We start from the raw sequence: 9,315 nt of genomic DNA, 5'->3' as shown, positions 1-9,315 counted from the left end.
GAGAACCGGAGGGAGGCTGCAGTAGAGATATTCGAATACATCGAGATCTTCTACAACAGAGAAAGGCTCCATTCAAGTCTGGGATACCGTACACCTGAGCAAATGGAAGAACTATTAAACTTTAAACCTTTAGCAGCTTAATCATTTGTCCACTTTTTTGTTGCAAGTCCAAGAGCGAGGTGCTCACCATTCTGACCCTCTATCACCTCTCTGGCTTCAAGTGCTTCGAGTACTACTATCAGCGGCTGGTGCTCGGGGAGCTGAAAAGCTTCTTCCCACGTGCCGTCTCTTACACGTAGTTCCTCTCCCTCTCCCGCCAGAGCTGCTTCCACGCCTTCCTACTGACCCAGTGCCGCTGCAGTCTCTCTGCCCGCACCGGCCACTACTACGTCGACTCCAAGAAACTGCCTGTCTGCCACAACCTCCGCATTCACTCCCACAAGGTCTTCGAGGGGATAGCCTCAAGGGGAAAAGGCTCCATCGGCTGGTTCTTCGACCTCAAGCTGCACCTGGTCATAAACCAGCACGGGCAGCTAGCCCGCTTCCTCCTCACCCCGGCCAACGTGGCTGACAACAACCACCGGGTGCTCAGTTATCTGTTCCAGGGGCTCAGGGGCAAGTGCTACGGGGACAGGGGCTACCTCTCCTGCCTGATAGAGGAGCTGCTGCAAGAGGGCCTGCACCTGGTCATAAAGGTCAGGAAAAACATGCTCCTCACGCTGCAAGACAAGCTCAACCTGATGAAAAGAGGGGGCATAGAGGCCGTCAATGACATCCTGATGACTGTCTGTGATATCGACCAAACCCGTCACAGAAACCCGCTTAACGCCCTGGTCCACATCCTCTCAGGCCTGACCGCCTACACCTTTCTTGACAACCAAAACAGAAGGTTTGACCTTGCCAGAGCATTGGCTTGATTCCCGAATTCACGTAGGAGTAGCGAAAGAAAGCATTTGATCAGGTTTGCCAGGGAAACGTATTATTCAAGCGGTATAAATAAATGTCAGCTTGCATCCTGACTGTTCACACTATAAGCAGTATTGTGGTGCGCAGGTATCAGAAAAGCGAGATGCTTGAACATTCCTAATATTAATCAGAGCTCTACTATTACTTGCTCAGGAACGTTTTCTTTCACTGTTAGCCCAGTTGAGGCCTTGCTTATAATCTTGTAACCGTGTCCGAAATTGTTTTCTAAAATATTTGCCTCTTTACAGTCTATTAATTGTACAGTGGTCCTGCTTTGCGTAAGCTTTATAGCATCAGTGTTTCCCTCAAGTACTATATTGTTTGTCTTTTTGAAACGGATAGATGCCACTGGGCTTCCAAAGGCGCCTATCCTGGTGTTGTTCTTGACAGTCCAGTTTTCCCTTGTAACCTTTTCGCTTGAATCGTGACAAACCAGAAAGGGGCTAGTCGTTGTATAAGTGTTGTTATGGATATAGATGTTACTTACATCTCCCCTGCCTGCAGCAGCGATTGCGACCATTACAGCTTCCAGTCTACAGTTTTGAATCTTCACATTTCGAACAAACCCCTGGTGGTTGTGCGGTTCCAAGTCGATTGAAGCTCGTCTGCCTTTATCCACCCAGACTTTATCAATAAGTAACCCATCAACACTGTTAGCCACGCCTATTCCTTGCCTGCCTGTGAAGCGTAGATGAAGGTTCCGAAGGACTATGTTTTCAGAAGGACTTGTGGTGCCGCCCACATACACCCCATCACCCCAGACGCCAAACACGAAGCAGTCCTCGAGCGTGATGTTTTTACACCCTCTGATATCGAATGCATGTTCGAGTTCCCAATAGGACCTGTAAGCAGGTGAGCCATGTAAAGCGCCATTGTCTTCTCCGCCCTGCCAGAAAGACGGAGTAAGTGTAGGTGTAGTGCCTATCACCCTTCCATCAATCGTGTTAGAACCCTCTACTCTAATTTTCCTAAGGGTAATATTAGTGCATTCGATTAACCAGAAATGTCTTCTTCGGGAATAATCTCCTTTATCGACGTTACCTCCATATGCTGTAGCAGGAGCTTTGGTATAGAAAGTGCCGCCTTCTATAATAAGATTATGTCTGTTTGTTAAATTGATAATTCCGTTCCTGCCTTGTGAATTATTCTCCAGGTCCCCCTCTGTCCAAAATCTTCCATCAGGGAACCTAATAATATTTGGTTTTGTAGGAGTGCCATCTGGGATAGCATCTAGTTGCTTTTGGATAGAAGCTGTCTGATCTACAGTGCTGTCTTCCGAAAGAGTAATCTGATAAACATCCCAAAGTTCTTGCACATTAGTGGTATCTACATTCGGGGTTGCTATCTCCTCAGCACAGCTGGTAAAGCCGATCAGGCAGATTATAGCAAGAATAGGGGTAAAAAGTTTGCTTTTCATTAGTCTATGGATTGTGCAGCAAATATGCGAAAATTCCTATAAACTTATTATATCTACTATATTAAATGTTTGCTTGTAGGCTAAGATGTACTATTGTTTCATGAATAGAATATGAGCTGTATGATATTAGCATAGTGCTTCTTTTTTTTTCGGAAGCAGGTATCTTTATGACTGTTCTTCTATTCCCAATCCTCAGTTTAAGCATCAGAACTTAGGCAGGAACGGGTTACTTTTAATATTTATATCCTTTGTCAGCACCTATACAGTAGCTGTACTTATCGGTGAGATGATCTTCATAAGTTTCATTCCTCCACAAGCGCTCTTACTCTTCTTATTTGCTGTTACTTCTGCGTTGTTTTTCCTCTTGGTGTTGCAGTTTGAGAACCGAGGCGGTCTGGGTAACTTTCTGTTTACCAACAAGCTGGTTTGCTTTACTGGCACGATTAGCTATGGGATCTACCTTTACCACTTCCCGATCTTTTACTTTTTTGGAATGACGCATGATCAACTTGCAGGGCGACCTGTTCCTCCGGACCTTGTTGTTGTGCCTTTGCTGCTTGTCTTTATAGTCCCGATCATTTCCTTTTATCTGCTCGAAAAGCCCTTGCTAAAAGTGAAGAGTAAGCTAGACAGGCCTAAAGCCCTATTTAGAGAACTTGCACCTGCATCCTGAATAGAAAGTGCTGTTAAGGCTTGCCAGTTCCTTCTAGTAAATACGCTGTTCAGTGCTAGAGCGCTTCAAGTGCTGCAAATCTGTAGGGCTGATTTTTGTAACGGCTGAGGTAGTTCAGGCATTGTTGCTTAAGCAGCTTAAGATACCTGCAGGTGAGCTTATGGCTTACTGTGGAGTTTCTGCATTTATCTAATAAAGCACTGCTACCGAATCACTGTTGTCTACAATTACCTCATACGCGCGTCCTGAATACTTGCTAGTAAAGTCCTCGCATAAATTCAAGTGAACGGTCAGTTCAAGAAAATGCTTCGGCTGCGGACTGTAGAGGTTCCCTGAATACATAGCCGTGCCTGAAGCGTTGTTGGGACAGAGCTTATCGCAAGAAAGTATTAAAGCTAAAGAAAGGCGACAGTACGATTGTATGTTTCCTAGTAAGACAAAAGCAGCTAGACAGAAGTGTCAGCTGTTTTTCCTGTTGTCAGACCCATTCAAGCTTAGAATTGATTATCAATATCCAAATTAATATAAATATATAATAAGTTTTGTAACAAAGTACTTCTAACAGTGGTACTGCATATTTATATAAAATAATACATTAATATAAATGGGGCGCCTGTATAGGGTATGGTTATACTCTATCTTGCTGAGCGGAAAAAACATATAACTTATGAGAATAAAAGAACTAGATGCTTTACGTGGGCTAGCCGCGATAGCCGTTTTCCTTTTTCATTTTCAACTGCTTGGCTACGGGTACCTGGGGGTACACCTGTTTTTTATGATTTCAGGTTTTGTCATATTCCTAACAGCAAAGAGCGTTAAAACACCTTTTGAGTTTGTCATTGCCCGTTTTTCAAGGCTTTATCCAACGTACTGGGTGTGTGTGCTCCTTACCTTTCTTGTGGTACTGTTAGATGGAAAAGGAGTAACGCTGGAACAACTGTTTTATAATCTGACTATGTTCCAGATGTTCCTTGGCCAGGAGAATATCGACGGGGCTTATTGGAGCTTAGCAGAGGAGTTGGTGTTTTACGGGATAGTATTTGGGGTGCTCGTAGTTGGTGCACTAAGGAATGTACGCCTTTGGACTAGCTTTATGTTGCTTGCAGCAGTCGGAGGGCTGTTTCTGAACCGGGAGGTCGAGATGCAGAAAAACCTGCAGGACGTAGTCAAGTACTTCGGACTGTTTGTGGCAGGGATTCTCTTCTATCAAGTGTATGATACCCCGAAACTAAAACTGGAGCATGTTATAGGTCTCCTGCTGTGTCTAATCATATCTACGCAGTATCCTTACGGCTGGTACCTGGATTATCACAATCATACGTATGAGGTGCTAATTCTGAGTACTTTTTTTGCTGTCTTCTCACTCTTGGTGGTGGGCAAACTGGCCTTTCTTAGCAAATATAAATGGCTCTTGTTTGTGGGGGAGGTTTCTTATCCGTTTTACCTGCTGCATGAGGAGATTGGCTTAGCCTTTCGCAGGCTTTTTCCCTCGGAGGATATTTTAGTGCATTGGGTCTTGGTCGGGGTAATCTTTGCAGGTATTGCCCTTGCGTCCTCACTTATTAATAAATATATAGAAAAAGAAGCATCAAGAAGTCTTAAAAACTATCTTAAGTCCTGGAGCAACAGGAAGCAAGGTGCTGCGAGCGGTGTTCCCATTACGCCTCCGGCTACAGAAAGAACAGCAGGGGAAAAAGCCGCAGCGAATGTCTCTCAAACACAGGCAGGCAAAGTAACTGTATCCTAAGGATACTGCTTATCGAGCCAAATCCTGCGAACGGTTGGCATCAATAGCGATCAGGATAAACAGCAAAATCGTAAATGACCATAGCGAAGAGCCACCGTAGCTAAAGAAAGGCAGCGGGATACCCACCACAGGGGCCAGGCCAATGGTCATGCCCACGTTCACCAGGAAGTGAAAGAAGATAATGGATACCACACAATAGCCGTAGGTGCGGGCAAACACGGACTTCTGCCGCTCGGCTATGCTGACGATGCGGATAAGCAGTAGCATAAACAGGCCGATCAGAACCGTGCTCCCTATCCAGCCGTGCTCCTCCCCAATGGTGCAGAAGATGAAGTCTGTGCTTTGCTCTGGCACAAAGTCAAATTTGGTTTGGGTACCCTCTAAAAATCCCTTGCCCCAGAAGCCGCCGGAGCCAATCGCAATCTTAGACTGTGTCACGTTCCAGCCATAGCCGAGGGGGTCTGCCTCCGGGTTGATGAGGGCTTTGATACGGTTCTGCTGGTGCGGCTGCAGAATGTTGTTTACAAAGAAGTCCACGCTAAAGACCATGCCCACCACGGCTACCCATAACAGGATCATGGTTTTAAAACGCTTTAACAGACGGTAGTCTAGCCAGGTGGCCAGACCCATCAAAAGGGTAATGGCAATGATCAGGTACAGCTTAGGTACAAGCAGCGTCAGGATAAAGATAGCGGCCGCAGTACCCCCTACGATCAGGAGCAGGGGCGACATGCCCTCACGGAAATAAGCCAGCACAAAGGCCGCGAACACCAGGGCCGAGCCGGTCTCGTTCTGCAGGATGATGATAACAGGCGGAAGCAGGGTGATTCCCGCCAGGATCATTTGGTCCTTAAACCGCTGCTGACGCAGGTTCACGCTGCTTAGGAACTTAGAGGCTGCCAGGGCTGTGGCGAATTTGGCCAGCTCTGCCGGCTGTAGACGAATGCCTCCGCCCAAGTCGAGCCAGGAGCGGGAACCGGCGATGGGTTTCGCTACGACTAAGGTAACCAGCAGGAGGAGTATAATGCTTCCATAAATAGGATAAGCCAGGTGCTCATACACTTTATAGTCCACCACCAGTAGCATCACAATCAGTACGACGGCTGCCGAAATCCACACCAGCTGTTTTCCCGAGTTAATGTCGAAACTGAGGATGTTGACCACATTGTCAGGACTGTAAACAGCAGCATAGATGTTCATCCAACCCAGGGCTACTAACAGGAAGTACAAGAGCACAGTAGGCCAGTCCATGTACTGAAGTACCCGGTTAGAGGTGCGTCGGCTTTTTGGCGCTGCTACTACTTTATTTCTAAGTACTTTCGGCTCAACACCCATTGTTCCATTGGTTTTCTAGACACGGAGTCTGTTAAATACTTCTCTATCATCAGGCCCGCGATAGGGGCTGCTGATTGTGCGCCGAAACCTGCATTCTCGACATACACGGCGATGGCAATTTTGGGGTCATCCTTTGGGGCAAAGGCAACAAACACGGCATGGTCCTTTCCCTGTGGGTTTTCGGCCGTACCTGTTTTACCGCACACCTTTATCCCAATCTTGTCTAGATTGGCGTTTCGTCCGGTACCTGACTCCACCACGGCTGCCATTCCCTCTACAACCGGCGTAAAGTGCCTGGACTCCACGGTAGTATAGTGGCGCTTCTGGTACTCTGGCAGCGGCTTCCCTTTTTCCCCTATCGAGCGGATAATATGTGGGGTGATATAATAGCCTCTGTTAGCGATGGTAGCCATAAAGTTAGCCATCTGCAAAGGCGTTACCCCTAACTCGCCCTGCCCAATGCTTAGCGAGTAGATGGTGGAGAACTTCCAGCGGTTTTCCCCATACACTTTGTTGTACATGTCCGGGGAGGCAATAATTCCTTGCTTTTCATTGGGCAGGTCTATGCCAAGCTTGGTGCCGAAGCCAAAGCTCGTGATCTGCTCGCGCCAGTCCGCCAGTCCAATAGCCGTGTCTTTGAACGTGTTCTTAGACTTGCCCTGGTTCAGCACAGCCCGGAACACCTGATAAAAGTAGGGGTTGCAGGAGGTCTTAATGGCAATGGACAGGTCGGTAGGGGCTTGGTGGGCGTGCGAGCACTTTACCAGGCTCTGGTTACAGGGGTACCCCGTGTTGGGAGTGATGATACCCTCTTGCAACGCTATAAGAGCCTGTGCCAGCTTAAAAATGGAGCCTGGTGGGTTGCTGCTGGCCATAATAGGGCGGTTGAAGAGCGTCTTATTCGGCTCGTTCAGCAGCGCCATATAATTCTTGCCGTACTCTTTACCGGTAAACAGGTTGGGGTCATAAAAAGGAGAGGAGACATAAGCGAGTACTTCGCCTGTGCTCGGCTCTATGGCCACCACACTACCTTTGGCTCCGTTCATGAGGTACTCCCCGTACTGCTGCAGGTCCAGGTCTATGGTGCTCACAAGATTCTCGCCGGCTACTGAAAGCGTATCATAGGCACCGTCTTTAAAGGAGCCTTTTTCCACACCACGCACGTTCACCATTTTGTACTTCACGCCGCGCTTGCCCATCAGGTACTTCTCGTACTCCAGTTCTATGCCGCTCTTGCCAATGTAGTCGCCGGGGCGGTAGCCCTTGTAGGTAGGGTCCTCCAACTGCTTTGGGCTAATCTCGGCAATGTACCCCAGGGCATGGGCCAGGCTTTGGTGCGGATAACCGCGTGCCGTGCGGGCATTGATGTAAAAGCCGGGGAAATCGATCAGGTTATCCTGTATGCGGGCAAAATCCTCTGTGCTTAGCTTTTGGTAAAAGGCAGAGGGCTGCACATAAGAAAAAGCGCGGGCCTTTTTCAGGCGCTCCCGCACATCCTCCAGGGGCAGGTTCACCAACTCCATCAGGCGCAGTGTATCCAGGTCCTTTACCTCTTTCGGGATAACCATCAGGTCATACACAGGCGTGTTCTGCACCAATAGTTTCCCGTTACGGTCGTAGATGAGGCCGCGGAAGGGGTACTGGATAACAGGTTTGATGGCATTGGTTTCGGCAGCCTGCTTGTAGCTGCTATCTACCACTTGGATGTAGAAAAGTCTTAAGGCGAACAGGACACCGACCACCAGGAAGATGCCTTGGATGACGTATTTTCTGTTTTCTAAATATTTCATCGATAATCTACGCGCTCTCTCTTAGGGGAGAAGAACAGAAGCTGCAGGATCACCATCACAGTAGTTGTAAACAGGGTGCTGAGCAGGATCTTGGCCAGCGTATACCAGGCATCTTGTAAGCTGATCTTCTCGAGGAAGAAAACAGCCGTATGATGCAACAGAATCAGCATAAGCGCATACGCCAGGAACCAGCGCCACCCCATCACGTGTATGTTGACGGAATCATTGGTATCGTAACCATCGCGCGGTGTCAGAAGGTTCAATACGAGAGGCCTTAAAAAGGCCAGGAGCACAGAAGCCGCTGCGTGTATGCCGATTGTGTCATAAAAAACATCCACTGTAAAGCCGGTGATGAATCCCAGGATAAGAAGCCACATCCGGCTGATGCCAATGGGGAGGAAAAGCAGGAAAGCGACGTAAATAAAGCAGAAGCCGGTGCCGAACAGCACCAGGTTGTCCACCAGTAGGATCTGCAGGGCCACGAACAGGATAAACTGTGCGATATGTTTTATGCCAAAGCTACTGTTCATCGTCTACGATACCTGCTTGTTCCTCCAATTCCTCACGTTCCTCCCTTTTAGTGCTCTCCACTACATACACATAAGACAGCTGGGCGAAATCAACGGACAGCTTTACATCGATGGTGTAAAAGCTCCTGTCCTGTTCTTTTTCCACGTTGCTGATGGTCCCGATCATGATGCCCTCCGGAAACACGGTATTAAAGCCACTGGTTACGATCGTGTCGCCCACGGCGGGTTTTACGTGTAGCGGAATATAATCCAGCGTGGCGGTGCGGTAGTCGCCCCCGGTCCACTTCACGGTGCCAAACGTATTACTCTTCTGTATTTTGGCTGATACCAGCATTTTAGAGTGCAGCAGCGACGTAACAGTGGCGTAGTGCTCAGACACGGTTTTTACCCGGCCAACCACCCCATCCGGCGAGATAACCCCCATTCCTGGCTGAATTCCGTCGGCTGTGCCAATAGCTAAGGTCAGCGTGTTGTTTGTGCGCCGCACCGAGTTGTTGATCACCCGCCCGGCATACAGGATAAACGGGTAGGCCTTGCTGCTGTCGGTAGCGGCATAATACGTGGTGTCCAGCTCCGCAACGCTGTCTGTAACCGCATGCAGGCGATACAGCATGAGCTCCTTCCGGAGCGCTGCATTCTCGCTGGCCAGGGTATTGTTGATGCTCGACAGCCGGAAGTAATCCGTTACGCCACTCTGGAATTCCAGTACCTGCCCCACGTATTTTGTTGCGGAGTTAAAGAACGCCGCACCTTGGTACGTATTATAACGCACAATCAGGTACACGCAGAGCACCTCCAGCAACAGGAACACGAGGAACGCACGGAACCGGTAAATAAATGCAAAGAGATTCCGCATG

General features: G+C 48.4%; 7 protein-coding genes and 1 pseudogene. 3 read left to right on the top strand and 5 right to left on the bottom strand.

What is annotated here, in order from left to right:
* Positions 1-141 (top strand): IS3 family transposase (locus CHB92_RS14980; protein WP_144266320.1); only part of this gene is annotated, 141 nt, incomplete at its 5' end.
* Between the two features lie 26 nt (positions 142-167).
* A pseudogene (locus CHB92_RS14970) lies at positions 168-917 on the top strand (IS982 family transposase); the annotation flags it as partial.
* A gap of 176 nt (positions 918-1,093) precedes the next feature.
* Here the strand turns inward: CHB92_RS14970 and CHB92_RS14965 are convergent.
* On the bottom strand, positions 1,094-2,383 hold the full coding sequence (locus CHB92_RS14965) for a right-handed parallel beta-helix repeat-containing protein (protein WP_089320031.1): 1,290 nt from the start codon (positions 2,381-2,383) through the stop codon (positions 1,094-1,096).
* Positions 2,384-3,723: 1,340 nt separating this feature from the next.
* Between CHB92_RS14965 and CHB92_RS14955 the strand changes: the two genes are divergently transcribed.
* Positions 3,724-4,803, top strand: coding sequence for an acyltransferase family protein (locus CHB92_RS14955; RefSeq protein ID WP_089320029.1), 1,080 nt, complete (start codon positions 3,724-3,726; stop codon positions 4,801-4,803).
* A 9-nt stretch (positions 4,804-4,812) separates the two neighbouring features.
* On the opposite strand, the gene rodA is transcribed toward CHB92_RS14955, so the two are convergent.
* The 4 genes from rodA to mreC are packed head-to-tail and all read right to left on the bottom strand — an operon-like array spanning position 4,813 to position 9,314.
* A complete protein-coding gene (gene rodA / locus CHB92_RS14950) occupies positions 4,813-6,138 on the bottom strand; it encodes a rod shape-determining protein RodA (RefSeq protein WP_089320028.1) in 1,326 nt (441 codons plus the stop codon).
* Positions 6,102-7,928 (bottom strand): penicillin-binding protein 2, encoded by a 1,827-nt coding sequence (gene mrdA, locus CHB92_RS14945; RefSeq protein WP_089320027.1) that lies wholly within the window; start codon positions 7,926-7,928, stop codon positions 6,102-6,104. The genes rodA and mrdA overlap by 37 nt, the downstream gene beginning before the upstream one ends.
* On the bottom strand, positions 7,925-8,458 hold the full coding sequence (locus CHB92_RS14940) for a hypothetical protein (RefSeq protein WP_089320026.1): 534 nt from the start codon (positions 8,456-8,458) through the stop codon (positions 7,925-7,927). The genes mrdA and CHB92_RS14940 overlap by 4 nt, the downstream gene beginning before the upstream one ends.
* Positions 8,448-9,314 carry a rod shape-determining protein MreC gene (gene mreC, locus CHB92_RS14935; RefSeq protein WP_089320025.1) on the bottom strand — a complete coding sequence of 289 codons (867 nt, stop codon included), beginning with the start codon at positions 9,312-9,314 and terminating at the stop codon, positions 8,448-8,450. The genes CHB92_RS14940 and mreC overlap by 11 nt, the downstream gene beginning before the upstream one ends.
* Position 9,315 lies beyond the last annotated feature (1 nt).

The organism is Pontibacter ummariensis, assembly GCF_900188175.1.
GTDB classification, from domain to species: Bacteria; Bacteroidota; Bacteroidia; order Cytophagales; family Hymenobacteraceae; genus Pontibacter; species Pontibacter ummariensis.
This window is presented reverse-complemented; position numbering and strand designations above follow the sequence as displayed.

Coding starts and splice junctions, on each gene's coding strand:
- CHB92_RS14955 (WP_089320029.1), top strand. CDS start 3,724: ATGAGAATAAAAGAACTAGATGCTTTACGTGGGCTAGCCGCGATAGCC.
- mreC (WP_089320025.1), bottom strand. CDS start 9,314: ATGCGGAATCTCTTTGCATTTATTTACCGGTTCCGTGCGTTCCTCGTG.
- mrdA (WP_089320027.1), bottom strand. CDS start 7,928: ATGAAATATTTAGAAAACAGAAAATACGTCATCCAAGGCATCTTCCTG.
- rodA (WP_089320028.1), bottom strand. CDS start 6,138: ATGGGTGTTGAGCCGAAAGTACTTAGAAATAAAGTAGTAGCAGCGCCA.
- CHB92_RS14940 (WP_089320026.1), bottom strand. CDS start 8,458: ATGAACAGTAGCTTTGGCATAAAACATATCGCACAGTTTATCCTGTTC.
- CHB92_RS14965 (WP_089320031.1), bottom strand. CDS start 2,383: ATGAAAAGCAAACTTTTTACCCCTATTCTTGCTATAATCTGCCTGATC.